At 60.8% G+C, this 16,033-nt stretch carries 14 protein-coding genes; 7 read left to right on the forward strand and 7 right to left on the reverse strand.

What is annotated here, in order from left to right; all coding sequences use genetic code 11:
- The first annotated feature begins 14 nt into the window (after nt 1-14).
- The 6 genes from hisS to AC06G5_RS04835 all read left to right on the forward strand — a co-directional run bounded on the left by hisS (nt 15) and on the right by AC06G5_RS04835 (nt 6,890).
- Nucleotides 15-1,304: a histidine--tRNA ligase gene (gene hisS / locus AC06G5_RS04810; RefSeq protein WP_413420832.1), complete on the forward strand. Its 1,290-nt coding sequence runs from the start codon at nt 15-17 to the stop codon at nt 1,302-1,304.
- Between the two features lie 41 nt (nt 1,305-1,345).
- Nucleotides 1,346-1,987 (forward strand): YfgM family protein, encoded by a 642-nt coding sequence (locus AC06G5_RS04815; RefSeq protein WP_413420830.1) that lies wholly within the window; start codon nt 1,346-1,348, stop codon nt 1,985-1,987.
- Nucleotides 1,980-3,131, forward strand: a complete 1,152-nt coding sequence (gene bamB, locus AC06G5_RS04820; RefSeq protein ID WP_413420828.1) for an outer membrane protein assembly factor BamB — start codon at nt 1,980-1,982, stop codon at nt 3,129-3,131. Before AC06G5_RS04815 ends, bamB begins: the two co-directional genes overlap by 8 nt.
- 236 nt (nt 3,132-3,367) lie before the next feature.
- Nucleotides 3,368-4,840: a ribosome biogenesis GTPase Der gene (der, locus tag AC06G5_RS04825; RefSeq protein WP_413420826.1), complete on the forward strand. Its 1,473-nt coding sequence runs from the start codon at nt 3,368-3,370 to the stop codon at nt 4,838-4,840.
- A gap of 122 nt (nt 4,841-4,962) precedes the next feature.
- Nucleotides 4,963-6,111 carry a pyridoxal phosphate-dependent aminotransferase gene (locus AC06G5_RS04830; protein WP_480459041.1) on the forward strand — a complete coding sequence of 383 codons (1,149 nt, stop codon included), beginning with the start codon at nt 4,963-4,965 and terminating at the stop codon, nt 6,109-6,111.
- On the forward strand, nt 6,099-6,890 hold the full coding sequence (locus tag AC06G5_RS04835) for an amidohydrolase (RefSeq protein WP_480459042.1): 792 nt from the start codon (nt 6,099-6,101) through the stop codon (nt 6,888-6,890). Before AC06G5_RS04830 ends, AC06G5_RS04835 begins: the two co-directional genes overlap by 13 nt.
- A gap of 179 nt (nt 6,891-7,069) precedes the next feature.
- Here the strand turns inward: AC06G5_RS04835 and leuA are convergent, their stop codons facing one another.
- The 4 genes from leuA to AC06G5_RS04855 all read right to left on the reverse strand — a co-directional run bounded on the left by leuA (nt 7,070) and on the right by AC06G5_RS04855 (nt 12,391).
- Nucleotides 7,070-8,749 (reverse strand): 2-isopropylmalate synthase, encoded by a 1,680-nt coding sequence (leuA, locus tag AC06G5_RS04840; RefSeq protein ID WP_413423123.1) that lies wholly within the window; start codon nt 8,747-8,749, stop codon nt 7,070-7,072.
- A gap of 504 nt (nt 8,750-9,253) precedes the next feature.
- The gene (locus tag AC06G5_RS04845) at nt 9,254-10,075 is read right to left on the reverse strand and encodes a peptidoglycan DD-metalloendopeptidase family protein (RefSeq protein ID WP_413423121.1); all 822 of its coding nucleotides are present in this window, start codon (nt 10,073-10,075) and stop codon (nt 9,254-9,256) included.
- Between the two features lie 3 nt (nt 10,076-10,078).
- Nucleotides 10,079-11,458 carry an exodeoxyribonuclease VII large subunit gene (gene xseA / locus AC06G5_RS04850; protein WP_413423119.1) on the reverse strand — a complete coding sequence of 460 codons (1,380 nt, stop codon included), beginning with the start codon at nt 11,456-11,458 and terminating at the stop codon, nt 10,079-10,081.
- Nucleotides 11,459-11,500: 42 nt separating this feature from the next.
- The gene (locus tag AC06G5_RS04855; protein WP_413423117.1) at nt 11,501-12,391 is read right to left on the reverse strand and encodes a LysR family transcriptional regulator; all 891 of its coding nucleotides are present in this window, start codon (nt 12,389-12,391) and stop codon (nt 11,501-11,503) included.
- Between the two features lie 99 nt (nt 12,392-12,490).
- Here AC06G5_RS04855 and AC06G5_RS04860 point away from each other — a divergent pair, with 99 nt between their 5' ends.
- On the forward strand, nt 12,491-13,258 hold the full coding sequence (locus AC06G5_RS04860; RefSeq protein ID WP_480459043.1) for a sulfite exporter TauE/SafE family protein: 768 nt from the start codon (nt 12,491-12,493) through the stop codon (nt 13,256-13,258).
- Between the two features lie 129 nt (nt 13,259-13,387).
- Here the strand turns inward: AC06G5_RS04860 and AC06G5_RS04865 are convergent, their stop codons facing one another.
- The 3 genes from AC06G5_RS04865 to AC06G5_RS04875 are packed head-to-tail and all read right to left on the reverse strand — an operon-like array spanning nt 13,388 to nt 15,759.
- Nucleotides 13,388-13,771: a DNA polymerase III subunit chi gene (locus AC06G5_RS04865; protein WP_413423113.1), complete on the reverse strand. Its 384-nt coding sequence runs from the start codon at nt 13,769-13,771 to the stop codon at nt 13,388-13,390.
- An 8-nt stretch (nt 13,772-13,779) separates the two neighbouring features.
- Nucleotides 13,780-14,208, reverse strand: coding sequence for a DNA polymerase III subunit chi (locus AC06G5_RS04870; RefSeq protein ID WP_111281152.1), 429 nt, complete (start codon nt 14,206-14,208; stop codon nt 13,780-13,782).
- A gap of 60 nt (nt 14,209-14,268) precedes the next feature.
- Nucleotides 14,269-15,759: a leucyl aminopeptidase gene (locus tag AC06G5_RS04875; RefSeq protein ID WP_413423111.1), complete on the reverse strand. Its 1,491-nt coding sequence runs from the start codon at nt 15,757-15,759 to the stop codon at nt 14,269-14,271.
- Nucleotides 15,760-16,033 lie beyond the last annotated feature (274 nt).

The following is a 16,033-nucleotide window of genomic DNA, read 5'->3' on the forward strand; positions in this document are numbered from 1 at the left end:
TTTAAGGATTTAATGTGAGCAAGTCTCTGCAAGCCATTCGTGGCATGAACGACATCCTGCCCGAACAGACTCCCCTTTGGCGTCATTTCGAGGGCACCGTTTCGCGCCTGCTGGATAACTACGGTTACAAGCAGATCCGCATGCCGATCGTCGAGTTCACCGAACTGTTCAAGCGTTCCATCGGTGAAGTGACCGACATCGTCGAAAAAGAGATGTACACCTTCGACGACCGTAACGGCGACTCCCTGACCCTGCGCCCCGAAGGCACGGCGGCCTGTGTGCGCGCAGTGCTGGAGCACGGCATCACCGGCGGTGGTCAGGTGCAGAAACTCTGGTACATCGGCCCGATGTTCCGCCACGAGCGTCCGCAGAAAGGCCGCTATCGCCAGTTCCACCAGATCGGTGTCGAGGTGTTCAACCTCGACGGTCCGGACATCGACGCCGAACTGATCGTGCTGACCTGGCGCCTGTGGGGCGAACTGGGCATCCGCGATGCGGTGAAGCTCGAGCTCAACAGCCTGGGTACCAGCGAATCCCGCGGCCGTTATCGTGAAGCGCTGGTCGAGTACCTCTCGGCGCACATGGACAAGCTCGACGAAGACAGCCAGCGTCGCCTGAAAACCAACCCGCTGCGGGTTCTTGATACCAAGAACGCCGATACCCAGGCGGTATTGGTCGATGCGCCGAAAATGGCCGACTACCTCGACGAAGAATCCCGCGTGCATTTCGAGGGCCTCAAGGCTCGCCTGGACGCCGCCGGCATTCCTTACGTGATCAACCCGAAGCTGGTTCGCGGGCTGGATTACTACAGCAAGACCGTTTTCGAATGGGTCACCGACAAACTCGGCGCCCAGGGCACCGTGTGCGCTGGCGGCCGTTATGACGGTCTGGTGGAGCAAATGGGCGGCAAGCCGACCGCCGGCGTTGGTTTTGCCATGGGCATCGAACGCCTGGTGCTGTTGCTGGAAACCCTGGAGCAGATCCCGCAAGAGATCTCCCGTCAGGTCGATGTCTATCTCTGCGCCTTCGGCGAAGCCGCCGAACTCGCCGGCCTGACCCTGGCGGAGCGCGTGCGTGATCAGTTGCCGAACCTGCGCCTGCAAGTGAATGCCGGTGCCGGCAGTTTCAAAAGCCAGTTCAAGAAAGCCGACAAGAGCGGCGCATTGTATGCGCTGATCCTCGGTGACGACGAAATGGCCCAGCAAGTGGTAGGTTTCAAACCCCTGCGTGGCCAGGGCGAACAACAAAGCATTGCCTGGGATGCGCTTGCAGCACACCTGGCCACCTGCGTCGTGCAGGGTTGAAGCTGTCTAAACAGCCGAATTAGCGATTAAGGAGTATTGGGGTGTCGAGTACCGAAGACGAACATGTGGCGGAATTGAAGGAATGGTGGTCTCGCAACGGTAAGCCCCTGGTTACTGGCGGCCTGTTTGCGCTGGTCATCGTGTTCGGCTGGCAGGCGTTCCACAAGTATCAGAGCAATCAGTCGCAAGGCGCCTCGATTCTCTATCAGCAATTGCTCGAAACCACGCTGACGCCTGACGGCAAGCCTGATGCGGCCCGTGTTTCGGACCTGGCCGGCAAGCTCAACAGCGAGTTCGGCGGCAGCGCCTACGCGCAGTACGGCAGCCTGTTCGTCGCCAAAGTGGCGGTCGACAGCGGCAAGCTGGACGACGCGGCCAGCGAGCTCAAAGCCATCGTCGACAAGCCGGCCAACCCGGCGCTGGGCGAAATCGCCCGTCAGCGTCTGGCCCAGGTACTCGGTGCGCAGAACAAGGCCGACGAAGCGCTGAAACTGCTCGAAGGCGATGCCGACAAGGCATTCCTGGCCACTCGTGAAGAGCTCAAGGGCGACCTGCTGGTGCAGTTGGGTCGTACCGATGAGGCGAGCGCGGCGTATCAAAAAGCCAAGGCGGCACTGTCGGATGAAGCGGCGGTCGGTGGCCTGCAAATCAAGCTGGACGACCTGGCCAAAGGGGATGCGTGACGTGATTCGTTGGAAACATGCAGCATTGCTGGCTCTGGCCCTGATGGCCGCGGGTTGCAGCAGCAACAGCAAAAAAGAATTGCCTCCGGCCGAACTGGTCGACTTCAAGGAAGAAGTGGTTCTGCACAAGCAGTGGAGCCGTTCGATCGGTGACGGTCAGGGCGAAACCTACAACATGCTGGTTCCGGCCATCGATGGCGATACCATCTATGCCGCCGACGTCACTGGCGTGTTGATGGCGATGGACCGCAACACGGGCGACGTCAAATGGAAGAAAGATCTTGAGCTGCCTGTCTCTGGCGCCGTTGGCGTAGCTTACGGTCTGGTCACCATCGGTACGCTCAAGGGCGAAATCGTTGCCCTGGACGCCATCAACGGTGAAGAAAAGTGGCGCGCTCGCGTGTCCAGCGAAGTACTGGCACCGCCAGCCAACAACGGTGACGTTGTGGTGGTGCAGACTCAGGACGATCGTCTGATCGGCCTGGATGCTTCCACCGGTAATCGTCGCTGGATCTATGACAGCACCCCTGCGGTACTGACCCTGCGTGGTACCAGTGCGCCGATCGTGACGAACCGCCTCGCGGTGGCTGGCCTGTCGACCGGTAAAGTGGTTGCCGTGGATATCTCCAACGGCGTACCGGTGTGGGAACAGCGCGTAGCGATCCCGCAAGGTCGCTCGGAGCTGGAGCGCGTGGTCGATATCGACGGTGGCTTGTTGCTGTCGGGCGAGACGCTGTATGTCGCCAGCTATCAGGGGCGCGTTGCCGCTCTGGACCTGCAAAGCGGCCGTCAGCTCTGGCAGCGTGATGCTTCCAGCTACGCCGGTGTCGCCCAGGGTTTTGGCACCGTATATGTGAGCCTGTCTTCGGGTACCGTTGAAGGCGTCGACGAGCGTTCCACCACAGCCTTGTGGAGCAACGATTCGCTGGCCCGTCGTCAACTGTCGGCCCCGGAAGTGTTCTCCAGCTACGTTGCAGTCGGTGACCTGGAAGGTTACCTGCACCTGCTGAGTCAGGTGGACGGTCGTTTCGTCGGCCGCGAGCGCATCGACAGCGACGGCCTGCGTGCCCGTCCGCTGGTGATGGGTGACACGATTTATGTGTATGGCAACAGCGGCAAACTGGAAGCCCTGACCATCAAGTAAGAACTATGCTTGGGGTTAACCACCCCCGGCTGCTTCACCGTTTGTAAGAGTGTAGGAGCGAGCTTGCTCGCGATGGACGTCAACGATTACGTTGGCAATCTGGATTAACGCGGTGTCTTTGCGTTTTTCGCGAGCAAGCTCGCTCCTACAAAAAAGCACACGGTGATTGCCCCGAGCACCAGCCGCTGCCTCGCAGCGGCTTTTGTATTTTCTGAAATAACGAAGTGGAGAGCCGCATGGTTCCCGTAATCGCCCTGGTGGGCCGACCCAACGTCGGCAAGTCCACCTTGTTCAACCGCCTGACCAGGACTCGTGACGCCATCGTTGGCGACTTGTCCGGTCTGACCCGTGATCGCCAGTACGGTGAGGCCAAGTGGCAAGGGCGTTCCTACATTCTGATCGACACCGGCGGTATCTCCGGTGACGAGCATGGTATGGACGAAAAGATGGCCGAGCAGTCGCTGCTGGCCATCGAAGAAGCGGATGTCGTTCTGTTCCTGGTAGATGCCAAGGCCGGTTTTACCGCCGCCGACCAGATGATCGCCGAGCATTTGCGCAAACGTAACAAGCGTTCTCACGTGGTGGCCAACAAGGTCGACAACATCGACCCGGAAATGGCCCGCGCAGAATTCGCCCCGCTGGGCATGGGCCATGCGATCCCGATCGCCGGCGCCCACGGCCGTGGTATCACCCAGTTGCTGGAAGCGGCACTGAGTGAATTCCCGCGAGACGATGACGAGCCGCAGGAAGGTGAAGAGGAAGAGATCGTCGCCGAAGGCGAGGAAGCCAAGCGCATCCCTGGCCCAAGCGAAAAAGACGGGATCAAGATCGCGATCATCGGCCGGCCGAACGTCGGCAAGTCGACGCTGGTCAACCGCATGCTCGGCGAAGACCGGGTAATCGTCTATGACCAACCCGGCACCACCCGCGACAGTATCTACATCCCGTTCGAACGTAATGACGAGAAGTACACGCTGATCGATACCGCCGGTGTGCGCAAGCGCGGCAAGATCCACGAAGAAGTCGAAAAGTTCTCCGTGGTCAAAACCCTGCAGGCGATCAAAGACGCCAACGTGGTGATCTTCGTGATGGACGCCCGCGAAGGCGTGGTGGATCACGATCTCAACCTGCTGGGCTTCGCCATTGAGTCGGGTCGTGCGCTGGTGATCGCGATCAACAAGTGGGACGGCATGACGCCGAGCGAGCGCGACTTCGTGAAGGTCGAGCTGCAACGTCGACTGTTCTTCGTTGACTACGCCGATATCCACTTCATCTCGGCCCTGCACGGCACTGGCGTGGGCAACCTCTACGCGTCGGTACAGAACTCGTTCAAGTCTGCGGTTACCCGTTGGCCGACCAGCCGCCTGACCCAGATCCTCGAAGACGCGGTCAGCGAGCACCAGCCGCCGATGGTTAACAGCCGCCGGATCAAACTGCGTTATGCCCACCTCGGTGGCGCGAACCCGCCGATCATCGTGATCCACGGCAACCAGATCGAGAAGGTGCCGAAGTCCTACGTGCGTTACCTGGAAAACACCTATCGCCGTGTCCTGAAGCTGGTCGGTACGCCGATCCGCATCGAGTTCAAGGGCGGCGAGAACCCGTACGAAGGCAACAAGAACACGCTCACGGACCGCCAGGTCAACAAGAAGCGTCGTTTGATGTCGCACCACAAGAAGGCCGACAAGAAGCGTCGCGACAAGCGCTGATTCAGGTTTTTCCCGTGGGAAGAAGAGGGCGCCGATGGCGCCCTTTTTCATGCCTGCGGTTTGGGCTATCCTCGGACTCCCCCGCGCCGCCGTAGAGCCGGGTGTAGAGCAGGGAACCACCGATGATCACCAGCAAGCTGCCGAATGTCGGCATCACTATTTTCACTCAGATGTCTCAGCTCGCGGCACAGACCGGCGCGCTCAATCTGTCCCAGGGCTTTCCCGATTTCGCGGCCCCGCAGGCCCTGTGCGATGCGGTCGGCCGACATATCGCCAGCGGCCATAACCAGTACTCGCCAATGACCGGGCTGCCGGTGTTGCGTCAGCAGATCGCGGCGAAGATCGCCCGCAGTTATGGCGCGCAGGTGGATGTGGATACTGAAGTGACGGTTACCCCCGGCGCGACCGAGGCGATTTTCTGTGCCATTCAGGCGGTTATCCACAGCGGTGATGAAGTCATTGTGTTTGACCCGGCATACGACAGCTACGAGCCCTCGGTAGAGTTGGCCGGTGGTCGTTGCGTGCACGTGCAACTGGGCCTGAACGATTTCAGTATCGACTTCGAGAAGCTTGCCCAGGCACTGAGCCCGCGCACGCGGATGATCATTCTCAACTCCCCGCACAACCCTAGTGGTGCGCTGATCAGTCGTGCCGAACTCGATCAGTTGGCAGCGTTGATCCGTGATCGCGATATCTATGTGATCAGCGACGAAGTCTACGAGCACCTGGTGTATGACGGCGTGCCCCACGTCAGCGTGCTGGCTCATGAAGAGCTGTATCAGCGTGCTTTCGTGGTCAGTTCGTTTGGCAAGACCTACCACGTCACCGGCTGGAAAACCGGCTATGTGGTCGCACCACCGGCCCTGACGGCGGAATTGCGCAAGGTGCACCAGTACGTCAATTTCTGTGGTGTGACGCCGCTGCAATATGCCTTGGCCGATTTTATGGCCGAGCATCCTGAGCACGTCGAAGAGCTGCCGGCTTTCTATCAGGCCAAGCGTGATCTGTTCTGCGATCTGCTGGCACCGTCGCGTTTCAGCTTCACCCGGGTGACCGGCACCTATTTCCAGCTGGTCGATTACTCGCAGATCCGTCCGGACCTCAATGACGTCGAGATGGCCCTGTGGATGACTCGCGAGCATGGCGTGGCCAGTATTCCGATCTCGGTGTTCTACCAGACTCCACCAGAGGGCCAGCGCCTGGTGCGGCTGTGCTTTGCCAAGCGTGAGGAGACCCTGCGTGAAGCGGCGGAAAAACTATGCGTGATCTGAGTGCATTGCCCAATCTGAACGTGGCGCTGATCCAGACGTCCCTGGCCTGGCACGACCGTCAGGCCAACCTGGAGCATTTCGAGCCATTGCTGGAACAGGCTCGCGGCGCTGACCTGATCATTCTGCCGGAGATGTTCACCACCGGTTTTTCCATGGAGTCCGAGACCCTCGCTGAAGCGGAAAACGGCCCGACCAGCAAATGGCTGCGGGCTCAGGCGGCGCAGCTTGATGCGGTGATTGCCGGCAGCGTGATCGTCCAGGCAACCGACGGCAGTCATCGCAATCGCTTGCTGTGGGCGCGCCCGGATGGCGAGGTGTTGCATTACGACAAGCGTCACCTGTTCCGCATGGCCGGTGAACATAACCACTACACCCCCGGCGAGCGCCAGGTGCAGTTCGAGCTCAAGGGCTGGCGAGTGCGGCCGCTGATTTGCTACGACTTGCGCTTCCCGGTGTGGAGTCGTGACGCCCAGGATACAGATCTGCTGCTGTACACCGCCAATTGGCCAGGCGCCCGGCGCCAGCACTGGAATCGCTTGCTGCCTGCGCGGGCGATCGAGAACCTGTGCTATGTGGCGGCAGTGAACCGTATCGGGACCGACGGCAAAGGCTTTGCCTACACCGGTGACAGCCAGGTGCTGGATTTCCAGGGCGAGACGTTGCTCAGTGCCGGGGAGGCTGACGGGGTGTTCAAGGTGGTGCTGGATGCTGCGGAACTGGCAGCCTATCGCACGCGGTTTCCGGCGAATCTGGATGCGGATACCTTCGAGTTCACCTGAAATCTTTACTGTCTGACAGGGCCTCTTCGCGAGCAAGCCCGCTCCCACATTTGGATTGCGTTCCCCTGTGGGAGCGGGCTTGCTCGCGAAGGGGCCGGGAAAGGCACCACAAAAATCTGCAGGCAAACAAAAAGGCCCCAAGGTTCGCACCTTGAGGCCTTTTGCATTTCAGCGATGGGTTACGCCGCTTTCGCTTCCGGCTGGCTCAGCGAGCGGTTCAGTGCGCTGAACAGGGCCTTGAAGCTGGCGGTGGTGATGTTTTCGTCGATGCCAACGCCATGCACCGCGCGTTCGCCGTTCACACGCAGTTCAATGTAGGCCGCGGCCTTGGCATTGGTGCCCGCGCCGATGGCGTGCTCGTTGTAGTCCATGATTTCCACCGGTACCGGCAAGCCGGCCACCAGCGCTTCCAGGGCGCCGTTGCCCTTGCCGCGCCAGTGCAGATTGGTTTCGCCCTGGCCTTTGCTGGCCACTTCCACTTCAACGGAGCTGTGGCCGTTTTCTTCCTGCAGGCGATGGCTGACCAGCGCGTACGGGGTGTTGGCCTGCAAGTACTCGCTGTGCAGCAATGCGTGGATTTGCTGGGCGGTCATTTCCAGGCCCAGACGGTCGGTTTCACGCTGCACGACCTGGCTGAACTCGATCTGCATGCGACGCGGCAGGCTGATGCCATATTCCTGTTCCAGCAGGTAGGCGATACCACCCTTGCCCGACTGGCTGTTGACGCGGATGACCGCCTCGTAGCTGCGGCCGATGTCGGCCGGGTCGATTGGCAGGTACGGTACTTCCCACAGTGCGTCCGGTTTCTGCTGGGCAAAGCCCTTGCGGATCGCATCCTGGTGCGAGCCGGAGAACGCGGTGTGCACGAGGTCGCCGACGTATGGGTGACGCGGGTGCACCTGGATCTGGTTGCACTCTTCGACGACTTTGCGCACGCCGTCGATGTCGGAGAAGTCCAGTTCAGGGTCAAGGCCCTGGGTGTACATGTTCAGGGCCACGGTCACCAGATCGACGTTACCGGTGCGCTCGCCGTTACCGAACAGGCAGCCTTCGACACGGTCGGCGCCGGCCATCAGGCCCAGCTCGGTGGCGGCAACGCCGGTGCCACGGTCGTTGTGGGTGTGCAGGCTGATGATCACGCTGTCACGACGGTTGATGTGACGGCCAAACCATTCGATCTGGTCGGCATAGATGTTCGGGGTCGCGCATTCGACGGTGGCCGGCAGATTGAGGATCATCTTGTGCTCGGGCGTCGGGTTCCACACTTCGATCACCGCGTCGCAGACTTCCTTGGCGAATTCAAGCTCGGTGGCGCTGAAGGTTTCCGGCGAGTACTCGAAAGTCCACTCGGTTTCCGGTTGCTGGGCGGCATATTTGACGAACAGCTTGGCCGCGCTCACGGCGATTTCCTTGATCCCGTCCTTGTCCTGGTTGAAGACAATGCGGCGGAAGGAAGGGGAGGTCGCGTTGTACAGGTGAACGATGGCTTTCTTCGCGCCGCGCAGGGATTCGAAGGTGCGCGCGATCAGGTCTTCACGGCCCTGGGTCAGCACCTGGATGGTGGTGTCATCCGGGATGTGGCCACCTTCGATCAGGGTGCGCACGAAGTCGAAGTCGGTTTGCGAGGCGGCCGGGAACGACGCTTCGATTTCCTTCACGCCGACCTGCACGAGGGTTTTCCAGAAGCGCAGCTTCTTGACGGCGTCCATCGGTTCGATCAGCGACTGGTTGCCGTCGCGCAGGTCGGAACTGCACCAGATCGGCGCGGCAGTGATGGTTTTCGATGGCCAGGTGCGATCCGGAATGTCGATGGTCGGGAACGCGCGGTATTTCGAAGACGGGTCTTTGAGCATGCTCATCAGGAAATCCTTATTGTGTGGGCCGAAAAAAGGCGGCCTGCCGGTGGATCAAAAGTTCTTGGCGTAACGCTTGGGACGAGGCACCACGATTCAGCCCGGCAGTCGTGCGCTGACGAGGCACAGGCTGCGGTGCTGGCGGAGCTGAATGAGGGTGTGAGAGGTTTTCATGCCTTCAACCCTAACCGCGGGGGTGAAGGTTGGCAAGCAGTCGAAAAAAATTGAGAGGAATACTCGTGAACGAGTGTTTATCGAGATTTTATTGCTGTGATTGGCAGTGATTGTTTTGTTGTTTGCGCGAGGTTTGAGCTGTGCGCAATTGTGTAAAGCAGGATTTCGGGGGGCGGGGTTGGGGGCAGCCTTGGGTTTTTCTGGTGACTGCAATGCCGTCTTCGCGAGCAAGCCCGCTCCCACAGGTTTTTTGCAGTGAACACAAATGTTGTGAACACCGCCGGACACTGTGGGAGCGGGCTTGCCCACGAAGAGGCCATCAGCCTCGCCAAGGATTCAAGGCTGGAATGCGCCAATAAAGATGGCCGGATCCACCCGCGCGTCGTTCAGGCTGATGTTCCAGTGCATGTGCGGTCCGGTCGCGCGGCCGGTTGCACCGACTTTCCCGACCACCGCGCCCCGAGCCAGTTGTTGCCCCACCTTCACGTCGATTTTCGACATGTGGCAGAACATGCTGATAAAGCCCTGACCGTGGTCGACGAACACCGTGTTGCCGTTGAAGAAATAGTTGCCGATCAGGATCACTTGGCCGCCCGCCGGGGTCTTGATCGGTGTGCCAGCCGGCACGGCGAAGTCCAGGCCAGCGTGGGGGTTGCGCTCTTCACCATTGAAAAAGCGACGCACGCCGAATTTGCTCGACAGCGGCCCGTTCACCGGTTTGTCCAGCAGCAGGTTACTCGGGGTGTTGGGGCTGAACGTGCGGTAAGCGGCAATCTGCTCGGCCAGTTCACGCTCGATACGCTTGAGATTTTCCGGGTCTGGATTGACCTGCTGGGTGTTCTTCAGAGTGATGCGCTGTTCCGGGTATTTCTTGTTGCCAACCGTGAAATCCAGATTACGACCGCCGCTGCTGACCGATTGAGTCCCCGGCTTGACCGTCAGCGGCACGCCGACGATGGCCAGCCAGTTGTTCTGTTCTTTCACGACCAGGACGGGTTTGCCTTGATAAGTGGCTTTTGGCACCTGGGCAGACGTGCCCAGGTCCACCACCGCAACGCCGCCCGGTACCGGTTTGTTCAGCAGCCGGGTGATGTAGCTGTCGGCGTGGGCGTTGACGGTCAGGCACAGCAATAGCAATGGAGCCAGGAAACGCGGCATGGATCAATCCAGTAAAGAAAGGGTGACAGGTGTCAGGTGATTGTCTTCGACCCGCACTTGCAGTTCGCCTTCGCCCAGCTTGGCCTTCAGGCGCTGGCCGGTATGGGTTTGTGCGGCGCTGCGGATCGCGTTGCCGCGCTCGTCCAGCAAAATGCTGTAACCACGGCCGAGCGTTGCCAACGGGCTGACCACATGCAGTGTCTGCATCTGGCTGTGCAATTGCAGGCGACGACTTTTCAGCCCTTCGCGGATGGCGCGCGGCAGGCGTTCGGCCAGGCTGTCGAGACGCTGGCGAAGCAGTGCCAGTTGCCGGCCCGGATGTTGTGCGGCCAAACGGGTTTCCAGGCGGATCAAGCGTTCGCGACGGGTGTTGAGGCTGCGCTCGAACGCGCGGCGCATGCGCATGTCCAGGTCATCCAGGCGTTGCGCTTGCTGGCGCAGGCGCTCGCCGGGATGCCGCAGGCGCCGGGAAATGCCTTCCAGGCGTAGTCGATCGCGCATCAAGCGGTCACGCATGCGCATCACCAACCGTCGGTGCAGGCTTTCGACTCGGCGCACCAGATCGCTGGAGTCCGGGGCCAGCAATTCGGCGGCAGCGGAAGGGGTGGGCGCGCGAACGTCGGCCACGAAGTCGCTGATCGACACGTCGGTTTCATGGCCGACGGCGCTGACAATTGGCGTCACGCAAGCATCTACGGCGCGGGCCACGGCTTCTTCGTTGAAGCACCAGAGGTCTTCCAGCGAACCACCGCCGCGGGCCAGGATCAGTGCGTCGAAGCCGCGGGCATCCGCCAGTTTCAGGGCGCGGACAATTTGCGCGGTGGCTTCGCGGCCCTGTACGGCGGTGGGGATCAGCGTCAACTGCACCTGGGGTGCGCGACGGCGGAACACGCTGATGATGTCGCGGATCACCGCCCCGGTGGGCGAACTGATGATGCCGATGCGTTGCGGGTGCGCCGGCAGCGGGACCTTGCGCTCGGCACTGAACAGGCCTTCGGCGCTGAGCTTTTCCTTGAGTGCATCGAAGGCCAGGCGCAAGGCGCCATCGCCGGCCGGCTCGACGGTGTCGAGGATCAGTTGATAATCGCCGCGCCCTTCGAACAACGAGACTTTGCCGCGCACCTTGACCGCGAGCCCGTCCTTCAATGCCTGGCGAACCCGTGCCGCGTTCTGCCGGAACAGCGCACAACGGACCTGGGCGCCGCTGTCCTTTAGGGTGAAGTACACATGGCCGGAAGCCGGGCGGGCGAGGTTGGAGATTTCGCCTTCGACCCAGATGTTGCTGAACACGTCTTCGAGCAACACCCGCGCACGGCCGTTGAGCTGGCTGACGGTCAGGACTTCGCGGTCCAGGCCGAGTCTTGCAAAGGGATCTTTAATCATGGGGCGCAGTTTAAAGGCATTCTTCAAGTGAATGCACGACCCCTATATCACCAAATGCTCGAGGAACTGTTGAACCAGTGCCGTCGGGTGTTTGCGGTACGCCAGAGCGACGCTGCTATGACTGCCGGGATCTGCCAAAGGCAGGAAATGAACGTCGGGTGGCGCAATGTCCTGCATCGATTCCGGCAAGAGGGCTATACCAAATCCCGCTTGGATCAGTTGCAGTTGCGTGGTTTTACGCGACATTACCCGAGCTGCTTTGGGAAAGAAGCCCTGGCGCATGCACAACTCGGCAGACAGGTAGCTAAGACCGCCTCGCTGGGGATGCGGGATGGAAATAAACGCTTCGTCGCGTAGCTGCCCCAGGTTGATTTGCTGCCCGGATTTGTCCCTGGCCAGCCAGTGATCGGGCGGGACTGCCACCAGTAAAGGTTCGTCGTAGAGCGGGTCGATCTGCACCTCTTCACACTGACGGAGCACTGGCAGGCGCAATAGGCCGATGTCCAGTCGGCCGTCTGCCAACTCTTGCAGCTGCGCCTCGGAAGACAACTGAGCGATGTCCATGGACACGCCGGGATGATGTTCGAGATAACGGTCGACGCTGCGCAGCAGTCGGCCGCTCATGGGTACAGTGCTGGAATGGCTCAAACGTAAGGTGCCGTGTTGACCATTGCCGATCCTGGTGGCCATGTCGCTGGCCTTGATCAGCTCGCTCAACAGGTTTTTGGCGCGGGGTAAAAAAGCCTCGCCCGCTGGTGTGAGTTGGGGCCGCCGCGCAGTACGTTCGAAAAGTGGGGTTTGCAGGTGGACTTCCATGTCCTTGATTTGCCGGCTCAGGGCCGACTGGGCGATGAACAGACGCTCGGCTGCGGCGCCGAAACTGCCGCATTCAGCGATTTCAACGAAGTAACGCAGTTGCCGGATTGAAAGCACAAGGCATGCCTTTTTGAGATGGGTCAGTGACTTTGATGATATTAGTCGCAACGCTCAGCGATGGCTAAAGTCAGCGAACTTAAATAGAGGAGCGCTGCAATGAGCGCATTGACGTTGTTGAGCCAATGGCCTTTCGGCGTAGTGGATTGGCTGGTGATTGGCTTTGGCATTGCCCTGGCCTACATCGTGTTCGGCATCGCCGGTTTCGGCACCGCGCTGGTGGCGGGGCCGATTCTGATTCTGTTCATGCCGCTGTCGAAGATCGTGCCGTTGCTGGTGTTGCTCGATTTTGTCGGGGCATTCGGCAATCTGCTGCCGTCGCGGCGCGATGTGGCGAGGCCGGAGCTGTTGCGGTTGCTGCCTTGCATGGCGGTGGGGTGCACGCTGGGGGTGATTTTCCTGCTGAACCTCAAGTCCGACCTGTTGTTGCTGTTAATGGGGCTGTTTATCAGCGCCTATGCGATCTACAGCCTGTGGGTCAAAACCCGGCCGACGCAGTTGTCCGCGGTGTGGGCACTGCCAATGGGGACGGTGGGCGGAATGTTTGGCGCCTTGTTTGGCAGCGGCGGCTTTCTCTATGCGATCTACTTGAACAGCCGTTTGCCCAAGGAGGCGGCCCGGGCCACCCAGAGTGCATTGATCAGTTGCAGTACGGTGGTGCGTTTGAGTCTGTTTGTTATCGCCGGTGTGTATGCCGATCTGCCGTTGCTGGTGCTGGCGGTTTGTCTGTTGCCGGCCATGGCGCTGGGGCTGTGGGTCGGTCGGCGGCTGACCATGCGCTTGTCCCGCGAGGCGTTCGTGCGGCTGGTGACGTGGCTGGTGCTGGTGAGCGGGATCGCATTGATCGGGCGCTACCTGAGCACCTGAATGTTCGGTGCAGACCTGTAGGAGCGAGCTTGCTCGCGATGGACGTGAGGGCGACGCGTTTTATCAGGAAACACGCGTTATCGTTAGCGCCCATCGCGAGCAAGCTCGCTCCTAAATACAACCGGCCTCTCAATCGTTGTACTGGCTCAACAACCGCTCCAGCCGTGCACTGAGGCGGCGTTTGATTTCGGTCTCGATGTGCGGGGCGAAATCGTCGATCACGTCTTGCATGATCAACTGCGCGGCGGCGCGCAGTTCGCTGTCCAGGTGCAGCAAGTCATCCGGCTTCTTGCTGGCGGCAGGTTCAACGGTGGGGGCAGGGGGTGTCGGTACCACGGGCGGCGAAGGCTCGCTCACGGCGTCGAACAACATGGGGATCTGTTCCTGATCGCCATCCTCGACCGTGTCGGTCAGCAGGGGCGGTTGCAGGTTGTCATCGCCGAGCAATTGGCGGATTGACTCGAGGTCGTCCAGCAGGTGCGCGGACTGTTGCAGCGGTTTTGGAGTGTCCATTGGAAGGCTCAGAGTCGCTGTAAACGGTGATCTTGCAGAGGATAGCCCTGTTCGCGGTAGAAACGGAAACTCTCCCGCGCGGCCTGGCGAATCGTCGGGTCTTCCACCACCACTTCCGCCACGCGGGCGAAACGCTGGGCGAAGGCCGGGACTTTCAGGTCGAGGTTGACCAGCAAATCCTGATGCTGACCGCAATCGTCACCAAGGCCCAGGACAATCAAGCTATCCGGTTCGCTTTCGGCGGGGCCGTGGGGCACGAAGCTTTCACCCTTGAACGTCCAGAGGCGTGCGTCGAGATCGTCACGCTGGGCAGCGTCGCTGCAATGCAGGTAGACACGGTGGCCCATGCGCCAGGCTTTTTCGGTGAGCTTGCAGGCGAAATCCAGGCGTGCCGAAGGATCGGCGCTGGGCAGGATATAGAAGTCGACTTTGGTCATTGCAGTTCCTGAGCCTTGAGCGGCGCCACCTGAAAGTAGCGCCACCCAAGGTCATCGGTTTCAGGCCTTGGCGCGGTCCAGCAGGTATTGGGTCAATAGCGGAACCGGACGGCCAGTGGCGCCCTTGTCCTTGCCGCCGCTGGTCCATGCGGTGCCGGCGATGTCCAGGTGCGCCCAGTTCAGGTTCTTGGTGAAGCGCGACAGGAAGCAGGCCGCGGTGATGGTGCCGGCTTTCGGGCCGCCAATGTTGGCGATGTCGGCGAACGGGCTGTCCAGCTGTTCCTGGTACTCATCGAACAGCGGCAGTTGCCAGGCGCGGTCGTCGGCAGCCTTGCCGGCGCTCAGCAGTTGGCCGATCAGTTCGTCGTTGTTGCCCAGCAGGCCCGACGTGTGGGAACCCAGGGCGACTACGCAGGCGCCGGTCAGGGTCGCGATGTCGATGACCGCTTGCGGCTTGAAGCGCTCGGAGTAGGTCAGTGCGTCGCACAGCACCAGACGGCCTTCGGCGTCGGTGTTGAGGATTTCCACGGTCTGGCCGCTCATGGTGGTGACGATGTCGCCCGGGCGCGAAGCGTTGCCGCTTGGCATGTTCTCGGCGCAAGCCAGGATGCACACCAGGTTGATCGGCAGCTTCAGTTCCAGCACGGCACGCAGGGTGCCGAACACGCTGGCGGCGCCGCCCATGTCGTACTTCATTTCATCCATGCCGGCGCCCGGCTTGAGGCTGATGCCGCCGGTGTCGAAGGTGATGCCTTTGCCGACCAGCGCATACGGCTTCTCGGATTTCTTGCCGCCGTTGTATTGCATGACGATCAGGCGTGGTGGCTGGGCGCTGCCCTGGCCCACGGCGTAGAACGAGCCCATACCCAGGGCCTTGATCTTCTTCTCGTCGAGGACTTCGACCTTCAGGTCCTTGAATTCTTTGCCCAGGTCTTTGGCCTGTTCACCGAGGAAGGTCGGGTGGCAGATGTTTGGCGGCAGGTTGCCCAGGTTGCGGGTAAAGGCCATGCCGTTGGCGATGGCGGTGGCGTGGGTTACGGCGCGCTGCACTTCAGCCTGAGCTGCCTTGATGGTCAGCAGGGTGATTTTCTTCAGGGAGCGGGGTTCGGCTTTCTGGCTCTTGAACTGATCGAAGGTGTACTCGCCGTCCACCAGGGTCTCGGCCAGCAGGCGAGTCTTGCCATAGCTGTCGCGACCTTTGACGACCAGTTCATCCAGGGCCAGCACCGCATCGCTGCCACCCAGGCCTTTCACTGTGTTGAGGATGCCGGCGATGATTTTGCGGAACGGGCGGTCACCCAGCTCGTCGTCCTTGCCAACGCCCACCAGCAGTACACGCTCGGCCTTGAGGTTCGGCAGGCTGTGCAGCAACAGGCTCTGGCCAACCTTGCCGGCCAGATCGCCGCGCTTGAGCACTGCGCTGATCGCGCCGCCGCTCAATTCATCGAGTTGTTTGGCAACTGCACCGAGCTTGCGATCTTCGCCAACGGAAACCACCAGCGTGGCGGTCTTCAACGTTTCCGGGTTGACGCTTTTTACAACCAGTTCCATGTCCGGGTCCCTGAATTGATGGTTAGCACGCAAGCGTCCGACAGTGGTCTGCGTCGCTTGCTTATAAAATGGAAGGCGCCAATACCGATCGGCGACGAAGGCCGCAGTTTGAACCTCGCCAGCGGCGCCTGACAACCCTCGGCTGCACGATTGTAGGAGCAGCCGGTCGACGCTCGATTGCTCGCGAAGAACCTGAGACCGCCGCGGGGTTTCAGGCTCCCCACGTTATCGTTGACGACCTTCGCGAGCGAGCTCGCTCCTACAGGCGTTTCCA

This window comes from Pseudomonas sp. WT-JTC (assembly GCF_056711565.1).